The 16,500-nt window shown below is 58.8% G+C and carries 18 protein-coding genes; 3 read left to right on the top strand and 15 right to left on the bottom strand.

Features of this window, described 5'->3' with window-relative positions; genetic code table 11:
• Nucleotides 1-83: 83 nt before the first annotated feature.
• Nucleotides 84-785 (top strand): SDR family NAD(P)-dependent oxidoreductase, encoded by a 702-nt coding sequence (locus ACR0L4_RS11495; protein ID WP_480513050.1) that lies wholly within the window; start codon nt 84-86, stop codon nt 783-785.
• 9 nt (nt 786-794) lie between these two features.
• Here ACR0L4_RS11495 and ACR0L4_RS11490 read toward each other — a convergent pair whose 3' ends face one another.
• From ACR0L4_RS11490 to yajC, 10 genes are all read right to left on the bottom strand, one after another.
• Complete coding sequence (locus ACR0L4_RS11490; RefSeq protein ID WP_170750930.1) at nt 795-1,334, bottom strand: DsbE family thiol:disulfide interchange protein; 540 nt, start codon at nt 1,332-1,334, stop codon at nt 795-797.
• On the bottom strand, nt 1,327-1,482 hold the full coding sequence (gene ccmD / locus ACR0L4_RS11485) for a heme exporter protein CcmD (protein WP_480513048.1): 156 nt from the start codon (nt 1,480-1,482) through the stop codon (nt 1,327-1,329). Before ccmD ends, ACR0L4_RS11490 begins: the two co-directional genes overlap by 8 nt.
• On the bottom strand, nt 1,482-2,255 hold the full coding sequence (locus ACR0L4_RS11480) for a heme ABC transporter permease (protein ID WP_480513046.1): 774 nt from the start codon (nt 2,253-2,255) through the stop codon (nt 1,482-1,484). Before ACR0L4_RS11480 ends, ccmD begins: the two co-directional genes overlap by 1 nt.
• Nucleotides 2,256-2,316: 61 nt before the next feature.
• Nucleotides 2,317-2,973: a heme exporter protein CcmB gene (ccmB, locus tag ACR0L4_RS11475; RefSeq protein WP_170750936.1), complete on the bottom strand. Its 657-nt coding sequence runs from the start codon at nt 2,971-2,973 to the stop codon at nt 2,317-2,319.
• A complete protein-coding gene (ccmA, locus tag ACR0L4_RS11470; RefSeq protein WP_480513043.1) occupies nt 2,970-3,584 on the bottom strand; it encodes a heme ABC exporter ATP-binding protein CcmA in 615 nt (204 codons plus the stop codon). Before ccmA ends, ccmB begins: the two co-directional genes overlap by 4 nt.
• A gap of 146 nt (nt 3,585-3,730) precedes the next feature.
• Complete coding sequence (locus tag ACR0L4_RS11465) at nt 3,731-4,084, bottom strand: Mth938-like domain-containing protein (protein WP_480513230.1); 354 nt, start codon at nt 4,082-4,084, stop codon at nt 3,731-3,733.
• 9 nt (nt 4,085-4,093) lie between these two features.
• Nucleotides 4,094-4,840 carry a TSUP family transporter gene (locus ACR0L4_RS11460; RefSeq protein WP_480513041.1) on the bottom strand — a complete coding sequence of 249 codons (747 nt, stop codon included), beginning with the start codon at nt 4,838-4,840 and terminating at the stop codon, nt 4,094-4,096.
• Nucleotides 4,833-5,801 carry a protein translocase subunit SecF gene (secF, locus tag ACR0L4_RS11455; RefSeq protein WP_480513039.1) on the bottom strand — a complete coding sequence of 323 codons (969 nt, stop codon included), beginning with the start codon at nt 5,799-5,801 and terminating at the stop codon, nt 4,833-4,835. The genes ACR0L4_RS11460 and secF overlap by 8 nt, the downstream gene beginning before the upstream one ends.
• A 1-nt stretch (nt 5,802) precedes the next feature.
• A complete protein-coding gene (secD, locus tag ACR0L4_RS11450; protein WP_480513037.1) occupies nt 5,803-7,464 on the bottom strand; it encodes a protein translocase subunit SecD in 1,662 nt (553 codons plus the stop codon).
• Nucleotides 7,465-7,497: 33 nt separating this feature from the next.
• Nucleotides 7,498-7,785, bottom strand: a complete 288-nt coding sequence (gene yajC / locus ACR0L4_RS11445; protein ID WP_170750947.1) for a preprotein translocase subunit YajC — start codon at nt 7,783-7,785, stop codon at nt 7,498-7,500.
• A 201-nt stretch (nt 7,786-7,986) separates the two neighbouring features.
• Here yajC and ACR0L4_RS11440 point away from each other — a divergent pair, with 201 nt between their 5' ends.
• Together ACR0L4_RS11440 and serS are read left to right on the top strand one after the other, a co-directional pair.
• On the top strand, nt 7,987-9,645 hold the full coding sequence (locus ACR0L4_RS11440) for a mechanosensitive ion channel family protein (protein WP_480513035.1): 1,659 nt from the start codon (nt 7,987-7,989) through the stop codon (nt 9,643-9,645).
• An 86-nt stretch (nt 9,646-9,731) separates the two neighbouring features.
• A complete protein-coding gene (gene serS / locus ACR0L4_RS11435) occupies nt 9,732-11,024 on the top strand; it encodes a serine--tRNA ligase (protein WP_480513033.1) in 1,293 nt (430 codons plus the stop codon).
• A 55-nt stretch (nt 11,025-11,079) separates the two neighbouring features.
• Here serS and ACR0L4_RS11430 read toward each other — a convergent pair whose 3' ends face one another.
• From ACR0L4_RS11430 to ACR0L4_RS11410, 5 genes are all read right to left on the bottom strand, one after another.
• The gene (locus tag ACR0L4_RS11430) at nt 11,080-11,682 is read right to left on the bottom strand and encodes a helix-hairpin-helix domain-containing protein (protein WP_480513031.1); all 603 of its coding nucleotides are present in this window, start codon (nt 11,680-11,682) and stop codon (nt 11,080-11,082) included.
• A gap of 86 nt (nt 11,683-11,768) precedes the next feature.
• A complete protein-coding gene (locus ACR0L4_RS11425) occupies nt 11,769-12,755 on the bottom strand; it encodes a fatty acid desaturase (RefSeq protein ID WP_170750954.1) in 987 nt (328 codons plus the stop codon).
• Nucleotides 12,756-12,919: 164 nt separating this feature from the next.
• Nucleotides 12,920-14,383, bottom strand: a complete 1,464-nt coding sequence (gene der, locus ACR0L4_RS11420; RefSeq protein WP_480513028.1) for a ribosome biogenesis GTPase Der — start codon at nt 14,381-14,383, stop codon at nt 12,920-12,922.
• 48 nt (nt 14,384-14,431) lie between these two features.
• Nucleotides 14,432-15,754 carry a PQQ-like beta-propeller repeat protein gene (locus ACR0L4_RS11415; protein WP_480513026.1) on the bottom strand — a complete coding sequence of 441 codons (1,323 nt, stop codon included), beginning with the start codon at nt 15,752-15,754 and terminating at the stop codon, nt 14,432-14,434.
• Nucleotides 15,755-15,796: 42 nt separating this feature from the next.
• Nucleotides 15,797-16,468 (bottom strand): hypothetical protein, encoded by a 672-nt coding sequence (locus ACR0L4_RS11410; RefSeq protein ID WP_480513024.1) that lies wholly within the window; start codon nt 16,466-16,468, stop codon nt 15,797-15,799.
• Nucleotides 16,469-16,500: the final 32 nt, after the last annotated feature.

The raw sequence follows: 16,500 nt of genomic DNA, 5'->3' as shown, positions 1-16,500 counted from the left end.
TCTGGATTCTGGTTCGAAGATAGAAGAATTGTTTCGTCAAAAACGGTGTTGAAAGTCGGCTGGTTTGCCGGTTTTCTTCTGGCATGAAACAAGTAGCCCTGGTCACCGGAGGCGCACGGGGTATCGGGCGCGCAATCGTAGACGATTTCAGCCGAGACCATCGCGTCGCGTTCACTTGGCTGTCTACAAAACCAGAGCAGGATTGGCCTGACGGCACCGCGCTGTCCTTGCAATCAGACCTCACTCAGGATGGGCAGCCCGAGGCTGTGATCCAGCAGGTCATCGACAGATTTGGGCGTCTGGATGTGATCGTGAACAATGCAGGGGCTGTGAAAACAACCCCGAAAGAGACCTTTGACCGGAATGATCATCATTCGATTCTGGATTTGAACCTTTTGGTTCCAGCAGCCCTGTTGGCAGCCGCCTTGCCGCATCTGCAACCGGGCGCGGCAATTGTCAGCATATCCTCGATGAACGCAGTTTTGCCGCCGAAGGACGCGGTAACTTATGGCGCAAGCAAGGCAGCGCTGAACCTTTGGACGCGCGGCATGGCAAAAGAGCTTGGCCCAAGCGGGATAAGGGTGAACGCCGTGGCCCCCGGAGCGATCAACATTCCGGAAGCGCCACGCCCGGATGATTTGACAGCGCTGTTCGTAAAGGACACCGCAGTCGGACGTGTCGGACGCCCCGAGGATATTGCAAGGGCCGTGCGTTTCCTCGCTTCCGATGATGCCGCGTTCATCACCGGTGAGGTATTAGCCGTGACGGGTGGATACAGGCTCTAGGGTTCGGGATCAGCCGCCAGCTGCTTTTTCCAGCGCGGGTCGGATCGTGCTTTCGATCACACGCTGGGTAATGGGCCCGGCAAACCTTAGAATAACGGTGCCCTCACCATCGATCACATATGTTTCCGGCACCCCGTACAGGCCCCAATCCAGCGCCATGCGGCCCTGTTCGTCGCGGCCGATTCCTTCGTAGGGATCGCCCAGTTCCGACAGGAACCCATTGGCATTGTTCAGCTTGTCTTTGTAGTTGATGCCATAAATCGGGATACCCTCGTCCGACAGTGCTTCGAGGTTCGGGTGTTCGGCCCGGCATGGGGCACACCAACTGGCCCAGTAGTTGACCAACTTGACCTCGCCATCCCGCAGGGTTGCATCGTCGAACAGGGTTTTGCCCGGAAACTCGGTCAAGACAACCGGGGGCGCAGGCTGGCCTTCGCGGGCGGATGGCAGGGCGTTGGGATCATCGCGAAACATCCCGATCCCGGCAAGCACGGCAAAGGCTCCGAAGATCAGCGGCGGCGCAATCATCAAAGGAGAAATCTTAGCCATTGCGCGACATCCTTTGTTCCACTTGCTCCATTTCGGCCCGTACCTTGCGGCCCCGCATCACGCTGAACACCACAAGCGCCAGCAGCAGTAGAATTGAGGCTGCATAAGACGACAGGACAGCGTCCGCGTACTTCCCAAGATCAGGCATCAGCCTCCCACCCTTTCCCGTGCCAACAAGGCCTTGACCCGACGCGCCCGAATTTCGGTGCCAGTGCGATAAAGAACCAAAGCGATGAACAGCAATACAAAACCGATGATGCAGACCAGCAAGGGGTAGAAGAAGATATTGCTGACCTTCTCTTCGGTATCGGCCCCGGTCACTGCACCGGCCCGCATGACCGACGCCCCTTGATGCAGGCCCTGATTCCAAAAATTCACCGCATAGCGGCTGAGGATGGCAAAGACCGACCCCACCAGACACAGGACCGATGTCAGATCGGCAGCGGTGTCTGGGTCATCGATCGCTTCCCACAAGGCGACATAGCCAAGGTAGAACAGAAAGAGGATCAGGAACGAGGTCAGGCGCGGATCCCAGGCCCACCAGGTGCCCCACATCGGCTGACCCCAGATCGCACCGGTCGCCAGCGCGATAAGCGTCATCACGATGCCAACAGGTGCAGCCGCCCGCGCGGCCAGCGCACTGACATGGTGACGGCGTACCAGCCACACCAGCGAAGTCACAAGCATCATCAGCCAGCAATTGATCGCCATCAAGGCGGAGGGGACATGCAGGTAGATGATCTTGACAGTTGACCCTTGCCTGAAATCATCAGGCGTGAAGAAAAAGCCCCACACCAGACCGACCACGATACATAGCGCCGAGGTGATCCAGAAGAATGGCAACACACGCTCGCTGGTGGCGAGGAATTTCCGCGGGTTGGCATACTCCCAAAGAGAGTTGGCTTTGGCTGCGATAGACATGGACACTACTTAGTCTGACTCGGATGAATTCTCAATTGACCTTCGTCAAAGTTGCGGTGCTTCATCGCAGATTGATCCGCAGGACTGCGGCGCTGGCAAACGGCAGCAAGGCGATTGTCGCCGCAGTGATTCCGGCAAGCATCAGAAGCGGGGTCTGCGTCTCCATCCCGGTGGCGCCACGGCGGGCCACTTCTGCGCCGAAAATCAGGGTCGGCACGTACAGGGGCAGCACCAGCAACGAAAGCAGCAAGCCGCCACGCTTCAGCCCAACAGTCAGGGCTGCGCCGAAAGTTCCGATAACGCTCATGGCCGGGGTTCCAAGCAGCAGCGAAACCACCAGCCAGAAAAAGCCCGGCACAGGCAGGTTCAGCAATACGCCCAGGAAAGGGGCAGCCAGTACCAGAGGCAGACCGGTGGTGATCCAATGGGCCAGCGCCTTGATCGAAACAACCGCCTCAAGTGGCAACGGTGCCGTTGCCAGCAGGTCGAGTGAGCCATCCTCCCAATCCAGGGCCAACAAGCGGTCAAGCGACAAAAGACAGGCCAGCAATGCACCCAGCCACAGAACGCCAGGCGCAATGGTCGACAACAGCGAAGATTGCGGCCCCACAGCAAAGGGAACCAGAACGGTCACGATCAGGAAAAAGGCCAGACCCAGACCAAAACCCCCGCCGGCCCGAAAGGCCAGTTTGAGGTCGCGCAGCAGCAGGGCGATCACAGGAAGCCTCCGTCAAAATCGTCTATGGGCTTGGGCCTGGCTTTGTTGGGACCGACATCCAGAACCTCTCCATCCAGACCCAGATCGATATGGGTGGCGATCAAAGAGGACCCGCCCTGCCCCAGATGCGCGCGCACGGCATCGGCGAACATCTGAACCGCATTCTGATCCAGAGAGACCGTCGGTTCATCCAGCATCCAGATCGGCCGCCCTGTGACAAGCATCCGCGCCAGACCCAGCCTTCGCTTTTGTCCGGCGGACAGGTTGCCGGCGTAGCGGTCCGCAAGTTTGTTCAGTGCGAAAGAGTCCAGTGCCGGCTGGATGTCATGTGACCCAAAGACCGACGCCCAGAATTTCAGGTTTTCCGACACGGTCAGGGTTGGTTTCAACCCGTCAGAGTGGGACGCATAGGCGATCTGATCCTCAGCCCCTTGAATGTGCCCCGTCAGGGGTGGCTGCAACCCTGCCAGAGTGCGCAGCAGGGTGGTTTTGCCGATCCCGTTGGGCCCCCGCAGAACCAGCGCATGACCGGGATTGAGGGTGAAACTGAGCCCCTCAAGAACGGGAACGCCGCCACGGGTGATGGCCAGATCGGTAACGGTCAGTGTCATGTGACCCGCTTATCCGATTGGGGACGCAGGCAAAAGGTGGGATTTGCCGCAGGGTTCAAAATGCGGTGCCTGTCGATGAGGGCGGATGCGAGAGGCCAGCCTCTCGCGCTCTCCGGGATATTTGGGGCCAGATGAAGAGGATCCCGTTACACCGGGATCAGGGCCAACGCGATGCGGCGACCCTCGGACAGCAGCACATTGTAGGTGCGGCAAGCGGCGGGGGAGTTCATGATTTCAACGCCGACGCCTGCCTGTTCCAAGGCCTCGCGCAGCGCCGCGGGGATGTGTGCCAGATCGGCTCCGGTACCGATGAACAGGACGTCCACGGTGCCTGACAGTTTCAGCAAAGGATCGTCCTGAGTGTAGCCTTCCCATGGCTGCGTGCCGGTTGGCCCGGTCAGGACACCGCCGTGGTAAACCTGTCCCCCGATGCGAAAAAAACCCGGGCCATAGCCATCGACGGGCTCAGCATTGCTGTATGTGATCTCATTCAGTCGCATCTGCATTGTTTACCCCCAAACGGGCAGTCCGGACAAGGCCGCCAGCGCAATCGCGACATACGCGGCCGCACGATAGAGACGTTCGAGTTCCGGTCGAAACAGCCAGCCGCCAAGCCAGTTTCCCAGCAGATTCGGAACCGCAAGTGTAAACCCAAGCGCAGTTGCGGTCAGCGTCACCTGCCCCATCCCGGTCAGAAAACCCAGCAGCAGAAAGTCGAAACCCAAAAGGAACAGCAGGATCGTCGCCCGGATGACGTCAACCGGCAGCGGGCGCGACATGTAGAACAGGATGACCGCTGGACCGGGCAACCCGGCAACACCACCTAGAAAACCCGCTGCGCCGCCGATACCGGTGACCATCGTTCGGCTGACCCGGCCATGGTAACGCAAGCCGAGGATCAGGATGGCAAGCATGACAAGCGCAAGGATGCTGACCGCATACCGAAACACCTCGGGCGCGACCTGCGTCAGAACCCACAGACCAAGCGGCAGCACCACAGCACACCCCATCAAAAGACGTGTCAGGTCGCCCTTGTTCACTGCGCTCCACGCACGGCGCAGGTTTGGCAGTGGCCCGAAGATGTCCATAATCGTCAGCCCGATCAGGGCACCAAACGGACCCAGATACGGCGTAGCGATGGGCAGGAAAATCAGGGCGGTTCCAAAACCCGAAAAGCCGCGTATGACCCCGCCCAGAAAAGCAGCGAAAAAGATAACGGCCAGCCCCTGTGGGGACTGGCCGAAAAACTCAGGCATCCACGTTGGCAAACTGGTTGCCCGCGTTGTTGGACGGCTTGGACCAATCGCGTTTGACCCCCAGCCACAACAAGATGGTCGACGCGACAAAGACCGAGGAATAGGTACCGACGATCACACCCCAGATCATTGCGAAGACAAACCCGCGGATCACGTCACCGCCCAGCACATAGAGCGAGATCAGCGCCAACAGCGTGGTGACCGAGGTCATCACCGTCCGGCTGAGGGTTTCGTTGATCGAGATATTCAGAACCTCTTTGAGGTCTTTCTTCTTGTACTTCCGCAGGTTCTCGCGCACCCGGTCGAAGACAACCACGGTATCGTTCAGCGAATAGCCCACAATGGTCAGAAGCGCCGCGATAATGGCCAGATCAAAGCGGATTTGCAGTTCCGAGAAGATGCCGATGGTCAGGATAACGTCATGAACCAGCGCCGCCACGGCCCCAAGGGCAAATTGCCATTCGAACCGTAGCCAGATGTAGACAAGCACCGCGCCGATGGCCAAAGCAACAGCGATGACGGCTGTCTGGATCAATTCGCCCGAAACTTTCGGGCCTACCGATTCCACCGAGACGAACTGTATGTCCGGCACCACGCCCTGCAGGGCCTCTTCCACGGCAAGGATGGTCGCAACCTCAACCGCTTCAGCTTCGGCCTGCGCCTGGATGCGGATCATGGCAACATTTTCGTCCGGGCCAAATGTGGGATCGAAAATCTCGGTGATTGTCACATCACCCAGGTCCAAAGGCGCGATGGCATCGCGGTACAGCCCTACATCAATCGGTTGCACGCTTTCGGTACGGATCGTAGTGCCGCCCCTGAAGTCGATGCCGAAATTCAGGCCCTGCAACAGGAACGAGACGAAGGCGACCACCATCATCAGGCCCGAGATACCCAGCCAGACTTTCCAACGGCTGAAGAAATCAAACGAGGTGTTCTGGGGTACGAGTTTCAGTCTCATGTCAAACCTCGATTGTTTTCGGACGGCGGCGTTCGAACCACATGACGACCATCAGGCGTGTTACGAAGATCGCGGTGAAGACCGAGGTCAGGATACCCAGCCCCAAAGTGATGGCGAACCCGCGCACCGGCCCGCTGCCCATCGCAAACAGGATGGTCGCGGTGATGAATGTGGTGACGTTTGCGTCAAGAATTGCCGACAGCGCCTTTTCATAGCCCAGCTCGATGGCACGCGCAGGTCCCTTGGCGGACTTAAGCTCTTCGCGGATCCGTTCAAAGATCAGCACGTTGGCGTCCACGGCCATACCAACCGTTAGGACGATCCCCGCGATCCCCGGCAGTGTCAGCGTTGCCCCGATCAGGGACAACAGGCCGAACAGAAGCCCCACGTTGATGATCAGAGCGATATTGGCAAAGACACCGAACAGCCCGTAGCTGAGGGCCATGAACACCAGCACGGCGGCAAAGGCCACCATGGTTGCAACCTTGCCCGCGTCGATACTGTCCTGCCCCAGTTCGGGGCCGATTGTGCGTTCTTCCAGGAACACCAGTTCCGCAGGCAACGCCCCTGCCCGCAGCAAGATTGCAAGATTGGTGCTTTCCTCGACACTGAAATTGCCGGTGATGATGCCCGACCCGCCGGGGATGTGGCTTTGGATCACAGGTGCCGAAATCACTTCGTCATCCAGCACAATCGCAAAGGGGGCGCCGATGTTTTCCAAAGTGTAGTCGCCGAATTTCCGCGCACCCGAGGTGTTAAAGCGGAAGCTGACCGCCGGGCGACCATTCTGATCGAACGAAGGTTGCGCATCCACCAGTTCCTCACCCGTTACAACGGGGGCGGATTCGATGATGTAGTAGACGCCGTTCTCATCGATTGATGGGACGACTTCCTCGCCTATGCCTGCTGTGGCGTCCAGGTCGGTGCCGCGATTGACCACCGGATTGAAGGTCAACTGCGCCGTCGTTCCAATGATATCTTTCAACTCTCCGGCGCTGCCGATGCCGGGCACCTGGATCAGGATACGATCTGCACCCTGACGTTGAATGGTCGGCTCGCGGGTGCCGACCTCGTCAATCCGGCGACGCACGATCTCGAGCGATTGGCGAACCGTCCGGTCATCCGAGGACAGCTTTTCCGCATCGGACAGTTGCACAACAAGCGTGTCGCCATCGGCGAAGGCTTCGATATCCGTAGCCCCCACTCCGGTCAGGGTCTGAACCTGTCGGGCCAGACCGCGCACGACTTCCAGCGCACGGGACATGCCTTCGGGCTGGCTGATGCGAACCCGAATCTGATCTGGGGGCGAATCCTGACGGCGGATTGTGCCGACCGTAGCGCGTTCGTCACGCAGCGCATCGCGGACTTCCGGCCACATTGCTTCCATCCGGGATTCGTAGACATCCTCGACCTTGACCTCGGCCAACAGATGCGCACCGCCCCTGAGATCAAGCCCCAGGTTGACCAGAGACGACGGCAACCAATTCGGCCAAAGCTCGGCCTCGGCCTGATTTTCCGGGGTGTTTGCGCCCAGTTCAATCGCGGCCTTGGCGTCATTGGATTGTTCGACCCGCGTGTAAAACGCATTCGGCAGAGCCAAGAGCAGACCGGTCACACAGACCAGCCAGATCAGAACCCGCTTCCAGGTATCAATTTGCAGCATAACCCTGCCTTTTCAAGGAAGTGTAAGGCGAAGTTACTTCGCAGGCTCGGTCTTGTTCAAAACCTGTGCAACGGTGGATTTCACCACACGAACCTTGACGCCGTCCGCGATCTCGACTTCGATCTCGTTCTCGCCTTCCTTGACCTTCGACACCTTGCCAATCAGACCGCCCTGAGTGACGACCTGATCACCGCGGCGTACGGCCTCGACCATGGCCTGATGTTCCTTCATCTTCTTCTGCTGCGGACGGATCAGCAGGAAGTACATGATCGCGAAGATCAGGATCAGCGGGAGAAACTGGGCGATTGCGCCACCATCCATGGGATATTCCTTTTGTTTTGAATTGCGGCACCGTTCCGCAAATTTGGCGGGAACCTATGCTTTGATATGCCCGTTTGCAAGCAATGGCGGCGCTGTGCCCCACCAAGTTCTCGTCAACGCGGTCAAAGATGGTCCCTACCGTTGCAGATATGCCCTAGGCAGGTTTGACAACTGGGATATAGTCAACAGACAGGAGGGGCAATGACGTATCTTTATAAACCCTTGCGGTGGCTGACGCTTTTGCTGTTGGTGGCTGTCTGCCCGCTTGTGTTCAGCCTGCCGGCTCTGGCCCAGGAAACGACGCCTGATTCTCAGGTCGAATCCGAGACAGAGTCCGAGGTTTTCAAAGCCCCGGTCATCATTGATGGCGACACCTTGTTCCGCCTGCGCGGCTCAAGCGCATTGCCTGCCGATGAAAGGGCCGAAGAGGTTCAGAACCGGATCGTCGCGGTTGCGGAAGCGTCCGACGCCTCGACGGTCGACATACGGTACGAAGAGACAGAACTGGGCACCCGAATTCTGGCCGACGGCACATTCGTTTCAATCGTCACCGAAGCGGATTCCGAGCTGGATCAGATGGAGCTGGACATCCTCAGCCTGCTGCACGGCAACGCCATCCAGGGTGCCATCGAAGCCTACCGCGCAAATCGAACCGACCAAGCCCGAGTTTCCGGCGCGCTTGAGGCCCTGGCATGGACCGTTGGGTTTGTTCTCTTCATCGTGATTATCCGGTGGCTCCACCGGCGTATCCAGCGCAAGACACTGCAGTTGGTCAAACGATATCTGAAGGATGTCGAGACGGCGACCGCCAAGAGCGTGCAAGCCGAGGCAATTGCCGCCCTGATCCGATATGGGTTGAACTTCGTGCTGCTGGGGTTCTTCTTTCTGGGCTTCTACTACTACCTGTCTTTTGTCCTGTTGGCCTTTGCGGAAACACGCTATTTCGCCCAGTTGCTGCTGACGTATCTGACCCAACCGGTTCTTCAGATTGTCAAAGGGATCGTCAGCTATATCCCCAACATGATCATGTTGGCCCTGATTTCCTGGATCACGCTCTATGTCATTCGGGGCATGCGCGTGTTCTTTGACGCGGTCGAGGCAGGCTCGTTCGAAATGGGCGATTTCGAAAAGCACTGGGTGAACCCGACGTTCAACATCAGCCGCGTCGCCGTTATCCTGATCGCGCTCGTCTTTGCGGTTCCCTACATTCCGGGCTCGGATTCCGCGGCCTTCCAGGGGCTGACCATTCTGGTCGGCGCGATGCTGTCGTTGGGCGCGAACTCGGTTGTGTCAAACATGCTGGCTGGATTGTTTGTCATCTATCGCCGCTCCACCTCGATCGGGGACCGTATCCAGATCGGCGACCACATTGGTGACGTGGTGCAGATCAAGCTGATGGAGACGCACCTCAAATCCATCAAGAATGAGCTGATCTCGATCCCCAATGCCCAATTGATGAATTCGGACGTGGTGAATTTCTCGAAGAAGACGGATGGCAGTGGGTTGTTGCTGTATACAACGGTCGGAATCGGCTATGAGGAGCCACCGGAAAAGGTCGAGGCGATGCTGATCGAAGCCGCTCATCGCACCAAGGGGATCAAGGCCAAGCCGGAACCTTTTGTGCTGTGGACCGCTTTGGCGGATTACGCGATCAACTACCAGATCAACGGGTATACCACACGGGGCAGCATCATCCCGAAAATCCGGTCAGACCTGCATCGCAACATTGTCGCCGTTTTCAACGAAAACAACGTACAGATCATGACCCCATCCTACATGGCTGACCCGCCCGAACCCAAAATCCCCGCCGAAGAATGGGACGGGCATCTGGCGCATCACGAAGAGGCGTCAGACAGTTAGGCGCAATATGGTCAACCAGCGCTACACCCTTCCCGACATATGGTGCATAAGCGGCCTGAGTGATTCACGCAGCAAGGATCTAAGACATGCACGACATCCGCGCCATTCGCGAAAACCCTGACGCTTTCGACGCCGCTCTTGCGCGCCGTGGGGACGCGCCGGTGTCGTCAGACCTGCTGCGACTGGACGAAAGCCGTCGGGCCAAGATCCTCGCAGCCGAGACTGCGCAGGCCGAACAGAACAAGGCCAGCAAAGAAGTTGGCGCTGCAAAGGGTCGCGGCGATGAGGCCGAGTTCGAGCGCCTGCGCGCGCTGGTCGCCGAGAAAAAAGCCGAGATCGCCCGGATGCAGAATGAGGCGAAAGATCTGGATGCTTTGCTGACCGACCAGCTGATCCGCATCGCCAACCTGCCTGCCGAGGACGTACCGGAAGGCGCGGATGAGAACGACAATGTTGAAATCAACCGCTGGGGCACCCCGCGCGCGATGGAGTTTGCGGCCAAAGAGCATTTTGAAATCGACGCCGTCCAAAACGGCATGGATTTCGAAACCGCCGCCAAGCTCTCAGGCTCACGCTTTGTTCTGCTGTCCGGTGGCGTCGCCCGCGTTCACCGGGCTCTGGCCCAGTTCATGCTGGACACGCATATCAACGAGAATGACCTGACCGAGGTCAACGGCCCCGTTCTGGTTCTCTCCGAGATGATGCAAGGCACCGGTCAATTGCCCAAGTTCGGCGAAGACAGCTATCAGACGCGCGAAGGCTGGTGGCTGATCCCGACCTCCGAGGTTTCGCTGACCAATATCGTCAATGACACGATGATCGAGGAAAGCGACCTGCCCCGCCGCTATACCGCGCATTCGCTCTGCTTTCGGTCCGAGGCCGGCAGCGCAGGCAAAGACACGCGCGGGATGCTGCGCCAGCACCAGTTTGAAAAGGTCGAGATGGTTTCGGTCACGCATCCGGATCAATCGGATGAGGAACAAAAACGCATGCTCCGGTGTGCCGAGGGTATTTTGGAAACGCTGGGTATCCCCTACCGGACTGTCATCCTGTGTACCGGTGACATGGGCTTTGGCGCGCGTCGCACATACGATATCGAGGCTTGGCTACCTGGTCAGGACACGTATCGCGAGATCAGTTCCGTCTCGACCTGCGGTGATTTTCAAGCCCGCCGCATGAATGCCCGCTTTCGTCCCGAGGGCGGCGGCAAGCCCGAATTTGTCCACACGCTGAACGGTTCGGGTCTGGCTGTTGGGCGCTGTCTGATTGCAGTATTGGAAAACGGGCAGAACGCGGATGGCACCGTGACCCTCCCCAATGTTCTGGGCCCCTACCTGGGCGGCAAGCTGACGCTGCAACTGGACGGAACGCTGGCATAAGAAAACCGACACCCAGAAAGGGCGCCGGTCGGAAATTAGGCAAGGCGAAGAGGGCTTACTTCTTCGCCTTTTTCTTATCCTTCTTCTTGTCTTTTTTCTTGCTGTCTTTCTTGCCAGCATCTTTCTTCTTGCCGTCCTTCTTGGACTTTTTACCCTTCTTGGACTTTTCTTTCACTTTGTCCTTTGCCTTGGAAAACGCCGCTTCCATCTCGGCACGTTTCTTGGCTGCTTTCTCGGCCTTTGCCTTCGCCTTGGCCTTTTTACGGGCTTTGGCCTCGGCGGCATCGGCAGCAGCTTTTTCTTCTGCCGCTTTCTTGGCGGCGTCCGCAGCCCGCTTTTCTGCCGCTGCGGCCGCGACTGTCTTGCGAGAGGCCGAACGTTGCGTCGCAGGCTTGCGCACGGCAGGTTTTCGTGGGGCCGCACGACGTGTCGCCGGTGCACGTTTGGCGGCTGCCGGTTTCGCCGTTGCAGGCTTGGCGGTTGCTGCCTGTTTTGCGGCGGCAATCAGTACGGCAGCCCGCGCTAAACCTATTCTCGGGACCTTGACCAGATCGTCTGGCTTGGCCTTCGCCAAGGCCTCGGCTGATTTAAAGCCGTTCTCGGACAAGGATTTGGCAAGCGCTTCTCCTACGCCCTTTACATCGGTCACTGCGGTCATTCCGGGTCCTTTCTCTGTCTCCCTGCGCTCATGTATATACACAAGATGTACGCATCTTCAAGCCAGGGCACCAAACCGCTGACTCCCTAGCTACTATGGGCCAAATCCGCGGATCGGGATTTCTTTGGAAACGGCACAAGTCGTTTGGCATCTTCATCCCAAAGTTTGAGATTCAGTGCCGCAACCGCCTCGGGGAACTTGATCCGGCGCGGCGTGTATTCAGGGGGCAAGTTATAATGGCATGCGCGCAAGCGATAAGACGGAATGCGCGCATTGAAATGGTGAATGTCGTGCAGGGTGATACAGGCCACCGCATTGTCGAACCACCAGCCGAAATCCAGCGCCGACGAGCCCTGCAACGCCGCCACTTGCGGGTCCAGATCCGGGCGACGGTCCCAATAGGTGTCTTCGAAATTGTGTTGCAGATACACGAGGAACACACCCAGCATGCCGCCCAGGAACGAAAACGCCAGCCAGACCAGAATGCCCGTCGTGCCTGCGATCAGATAAAGCAGACCCAAAAACACGACGATCGAAAGATTGTGCAGAACCACGCCCTTCACGCCGAACCTGACCGTGTTTTTGGGCCAGCGATACCGTATGAAATAGGTGAACAGCGCCCCTAAAGGCACCAGAATGAAAGGATTGCGATACAGGCGATAGAACAGGCGTTTCGTCCAATTGGCCTGGTTCCATTCCCGCAGGGTCATGGTGTGGATTTCACCGGTCTCGCGATGTTCCAGATTGCCGATCCCTGAATGGTGCAGATTGTGGTTCTGCTTCATCACCTCGAACGGCGCAAAGGTGAACGGCGACAACCCGTGCCCCGCCCATTCGTTCTGTTGCCGTGTTTCAAACAGCGAGTGATGGCCGCAATCATGTTGCAACACATAGAGACGCACGGCGGAGAAGGCAAAAACAACCCCTGCCGGTAGCATGATGTACCAGCGATCCACATATCCGATCGCCAAGGCCAGCGATGCAAAATACACCGCAAATGTTCCAAAATAGCTCAGCGCTGCCAGCCTGTTGTCCTGAACAGCGTATTGTCTTGTGTATTCCCTCAGATCCATCCAGCCCGCTCCCACGATGGCCCGGTTAAATTTGAACCAAAAAATATGCACAGTCTGCACAGTTGCAAGCCGCGCGCACGAAAACAAATGCACACAAGCGAATGCTAGCGCGTGGAAACAGCACTGTCACGCCCTCGCGCTGAAAATGCTGAAAATTGGCGTAGTTACGCGCGCCCCTTGAGGTGCTTGGCCAACGCGCCCGCGTTTTTCTTGCGCCGTCCCTTATAGGGGTTTTTGTCGCCTTGCCCGCGTAGGGTCAGGCGGATCGGCGTGCCGGGCATGTCAAAATCCTCGCGCAGACCGTTGACCAGATATCGGGTGTAGCTGGCAGGCATCTTATCGGGATGCGAGCACATCACGACAAATCCCGGCGGGCGCGTTTTCGCCTGCGTCATGTAGCGCAGCTTGATCCGGCGCCCCTGAGGGGCCGGCGGCGGATGTTGTTCCAGCATGGCCGTCAACCAGCGGTTCAGCGCCGCAGTCGGCACTCGGCGATTCCAGATGTCATGGGCTCGCAGAATGGCAGCGCGCAGACGCTCGAGTCCCCGACCTGTTTTTGCGGACACTGTGATCAGCGGCGCGCCTCGCAGTTGCGGCAGCAGACGGTCAAAGGATTCTTTGAGCTCGCGCAGCTTGTCCTGCTTGTTCTCTTCAACGTCCCACTTGTTGACAGCGACAACAACCGCACGGCCTTCGCGCTCGGCAAGATCGGCGATCCGCAGGTCCTGTTGTTCAAAAGGAATCGCGGCATCCAGCAAAACAACAACAACTTCAGCAAATTTGACGGCACGCAGACCGTCCGAGACGGAGAGCTTTTCCAGCTTCTCCTGCACTTTGGCCTTTTTGCGCATTCCCGCCGTATCAAAGATACGCATCGGCGTGCTGCTTCCGTCCGGGTCGGCCCAATCGACGCGCAGACTGATCGCATCGCGGGTAATCCCGGCCTCAGGTCCTGTCAGCAGGCGGTCTTCGCCCATGATCTTGTTGATCAGCGTCGATTTGCCCGCATTGGGTCGCCCGACAACCGCCACCTGCAACGGTTTTGCATCGGTGATCAGAGGTGCCTCACCCTCACCGTCTTCATCCAGTTCTATATCGACCTGCGGCGTGTCGTCTTCTGCCTGCTCTTCAGCGGCATCCGCCAATGGCATCAGCTGGGCATACAGGTCCGTCATTCCCTCGCCATGTTCGCCCGAAAGGCGCACGGGCTCACCCAGGCCCAGATTGTATGCCTCAAGCACACCGGCATCTGCGGCCGAGCCTTCGGCCTTGTTGGCGGCTAAAATCACGTGCTTTGACCGTTTGCGCAGGATTTCGGCAAACATCTCATCCGTCGGGGTCAGGCCCGTGCGCGCGTCGATCATGAACAGACAGACATCCGCCATGTCCACGGCACGTTCGGTCAGACGGCGCATCCGGCCTTGCAGGCTGTCGTCTGTCGCGTCCTCAAGACCCGCGGTATCAATGACGGTAAAGCGCAGATCGCCCAGCCGCCCTTCGCCTTCGCGCAGGTCGCGCGTCACGCCAGGCTGGTCATCGACCAGGGCCAAACGTTTGCCCACAAGGCGGTTGAACAGGGTGGATTTGCCCACATTCGGGCGCCCCACGATGGCGAGGGTCAGCGACATGTTCTCAACTTTCAAGACTCAAGGTGCGCCCTTTAGCGCATCTTGTGATCAACGGAAAGCGTGCAGTTCACCTTTGGTCGACACGACGTACAGCGTCTGCCCGGCCACGACCGGTGTCGTGGTCGCGCCCCCCGGCACTTCAACCTGATGCAGCAATGCGCCGTTCACCGGATTGAAGAACCGCAGATACCCGTCATTCGAGGCAACCACAATGCGCCCCCCCGCCAGGATCGGACCATAATGGGCAAAGATCGGACCGCGACGGCCAGGTCTGTCCTTGACAAATCCCGGCAGGTCCTGCGCCCAGATGATAGATCCGTCAGCCGCGTTCAGTCGAACCAGTTGGCTGCGATCACTGATCAGGAAAATACTGTCCCCCGCAGGCCAGACCGTATCCACAGCGCCTTCATCAGCCGTCCAGCGACGCTCGCCCGATCCTGCATCAAATGCAACGGTGCGCCCGGAATGGTTGCCAATGTAAATCGTATTTCCTACCACCATCGGGCCGCCGGTCACGTCAACAATCTGTGCAGCGGCGCGACCCCGGCGACCACCGGCCACTGACGCGTTCCAACGGTTGATCCCGCCACGGCGGAAGGTTGCGGTAATGTCACCCGAGCCAAAGGCAAATACTGCAAGGTCCGAGGCCAGCACCGGTGCCGGCGCGCCCAGAACGTTACCGACGCTGGGCGTGCCTTCCACCTGCCACTGGATGCGACCATCCTTGGTGCTGACGGTCCAGCCTGTTTCATCCCCTGCAACCAGATACAGTAGCCCGCCACTGACCAAAGGAGATCCGCTGCCCGTGGCATTCAGGCGTTTTTGCCAGCGGATTGCGCCGGTTTTTGCATCCAGCGCCGTCAACCGCCCAAACCCGGACGACACGTACACCACACCGTCCGCATAGGCCATTCCGCCGCCTGTGGCATCCGAATCCCCATCGGTTGCGGGGATGAGGCTGGTGTTCCAGACCACCTGCCCCTGCGGCGAAACCGCTGAAACGGTAGCGCCCGCATCAAGCGTGTAGATCAAGCCACCCGCCACAACCGGCTCGGCGGTAATGCGGCGCTTGCGCGAGTCTCCGTCACCAATCGAGGTTGACCACACGCGCTGAGGTGTGGCGCGCAAGGCTGCGTTGGTGGTGCGGAACGCTGGCGTCCCGGGGCTCTGCGACCAGCTGGCATTCGAACTCTGTGCCGGAAGGCTGATCGGCTGTGAACCGCTTGTCTCAACGGTTTCGGTGTCCGAAGCGGGGCGGATATCCTCACGCTCGCCCGGAAGGATGTTTTCGGGTTCTTCACAGGCGGCCAATGCAGTCAGGGCCAACGCCGCAACCGGCAAACCCATGCGAGAGAAAAAACGTGTCACCATACTAATCCGAATTCGCCTGTCATTCCGTGTTGTACCGCCAGATCAGCCCTGCTGGGCTACGAGTGGCGCGGGCTCTCCACCCAATGCCACGATCAACTGGGCCGCGCGCTGTTGAAGGTCTACACCCACCTCGGCGTCCTGACGCAATGCCTGCAACCGCTCCAGCGCGGCGTCTACATTGCCCTCGGATACATCGATCAGGGCCAGTTGCTCCTGCGCCAACAAACGCAGAGGCGCGCCCGGTGCCGCCAATGCCTCGAACTGCTGGCGACGATCCGCTGCCGGCATGGTGTCCGATTGCAGCAACAAGGCCTTGAAGCTTGCAACAGCACGGTAGATTTCAGGCAGATCACCCTGAACCGCCACTGCGTTCAGGCTGTCGATCGCGTCTTGCTGGGACCCTGCATCCACTTGCGAAGCCGACAAAAGCATTTTTAAAACAGCATCCCCACCCGGCGTCTCAGTCTGCACCTGCTGCAGGCTTGTGACCCTGTCCGCAGAATCATTTGCAGCCAGCGCGGCCAGGATGTCGTCGCCAAGCGCCTGCGCCTGCGATGCATCACGGGCCTTGCGGTATTCGTTGAACGCTGCCCCACCGACAATCAGGACAACGGCGACAACACCAACCCAGCCCCAGCGGCGCAAAAGCAGGTACAGCCGGTCGCGGCGCACCTCTTCCGTGACCTCATCAATGAAACTGTCGGTGTTGCTCATCCCTGCCCCCGGGCTGTGTATCCTGTCATAGT

The organism is Ruegeria sp. AB5 (assembly GCF_056542645.1).
This window is presented reverse-complemented; position numbering and strand designations above follow the sequence as displayed.

Excerpts from the sequence above, each read along its gene's own strand:
- ACR0L4_RS11490 (WP_170750930.1), bottom strand. The coding sequence starts at position 1,334 with ATGGCTAAGATTTCTCCTTTGATGATTGCGCCGCCGCTGATCTTCGGA.
- ACR0L4_RS11460 (WP_480513041.1), bottom strand. The coding sequence starts at position 4,840 with ATGCCTGAGTTTTTCGGCCAGTCCCCACAGGGGCTGGCCGTTATCTTT.
- der (WP_480513028.1), bottom strand. The coding sequence starts at position 14,383 with ATGTCGCTGACCCTCGCCATCGTGGGGCGCCCGAATGTGGGCAAATCC.
- secF (WP_480513039.1), bottom strand. The coding sequence starts at position 5,801 with ATGAGACTGAAACTCGTACCCCAGAACACCTCGTTTGATTTCTTCAGC.
- ccmD (WP_480513048.1), bottom strand. The coding sequence starts at position 1,482 with ATGCCTGATCTTGGGAAGTACGCGGACGCTGTCCTGTCGTCTTATGCA.
- ACR0L4_RS11415 (WP_480513026.1), bottom strand. The coding sequence starts at position 15,754 with ATGGTGACACGTTTTTTCTCTCGCATGGGTTTGCCGGTTGCGGCGTTG.
- ACR0L4_RS11480 (WP_480513046.1), bottom strand. The coding sequence starts at position 2,255 with ATGTCTATCGCAGCCAAAGCCAACTCTCTTTGGGAGTATGCCAACCCG.
- ACR0L4_RS11465 (WP_480513230.1), bottom strand. The coding sequence starts at position 4,084 with ATGCGACTGAATGAGATCACATACAGCAATGCTGAGCCCGTCGATGGC.
- secD (WP_480513037.1), bottom strand. The coding sequence starts at position 7,464 with ATGCTGCAAATTGATACCTGGAAGCGGGTTCTGATCTGGCTGGTCTGT.
- ACR0L4_RS11430 (WP_480513031.1), bottom strand. The coding sequence starts at position 11,682 with ATGACCGCAGTGACCGATGTAAAGGGCGTAGGAGAAGCGCTTGCCAAA.
- ACR0L4_RS11495 (WP_480513050.1), top strand. The coding sequence starts at position 84 with ATGAAACAAGTAGCCCTGGTCACCGGAGGCGCACGGGGTATCGGGCGC.
- ccmA (WP_480513043.1), bottom strand. The coding sequence starts at position 3,584 with ATGACACTGACCGTTACCGATCTGGCCATCACCCGTGGCGGCGTTCCC.
- ACR0L4_RS11425 (WP_170750954.1), bottom strand. The coding sequence starts at position 12,755 with ATGGATCTGAGGGAATACACAAGACAATACGCTGTTCAGGACAACAGG.
- yajC (WP_170750947.1), bottom strand. The coding sequence starts at position 7,785 with ATGGATGGTGGCGCAATCGCCCAGTTTCTCCCGCTGATCCTGATCTTC.
- ACR0L4_RS11440 (WP_480513035.1), top strand. The coding sequence starts at position 7,987 with ATGACGTATCTTTATAAACCCTTGCGGTGGCTGACGCTTTTGCTGTTG.
- serS (WP_480513033.1), top strand. The coding sequence starts at position 9,732 with ATGCACGACATCCGCGCCATTCGCGAAAACCCTGACGCTTTCGACGCC.
- ACR0L4_RS11410 (WP_480513024.1), bottom strand. The coding sequence starts at position 16,468 with ATGAGCAACACCGACAGTTTCATTGATGAGGTCACGGAAGAGGTGCGC.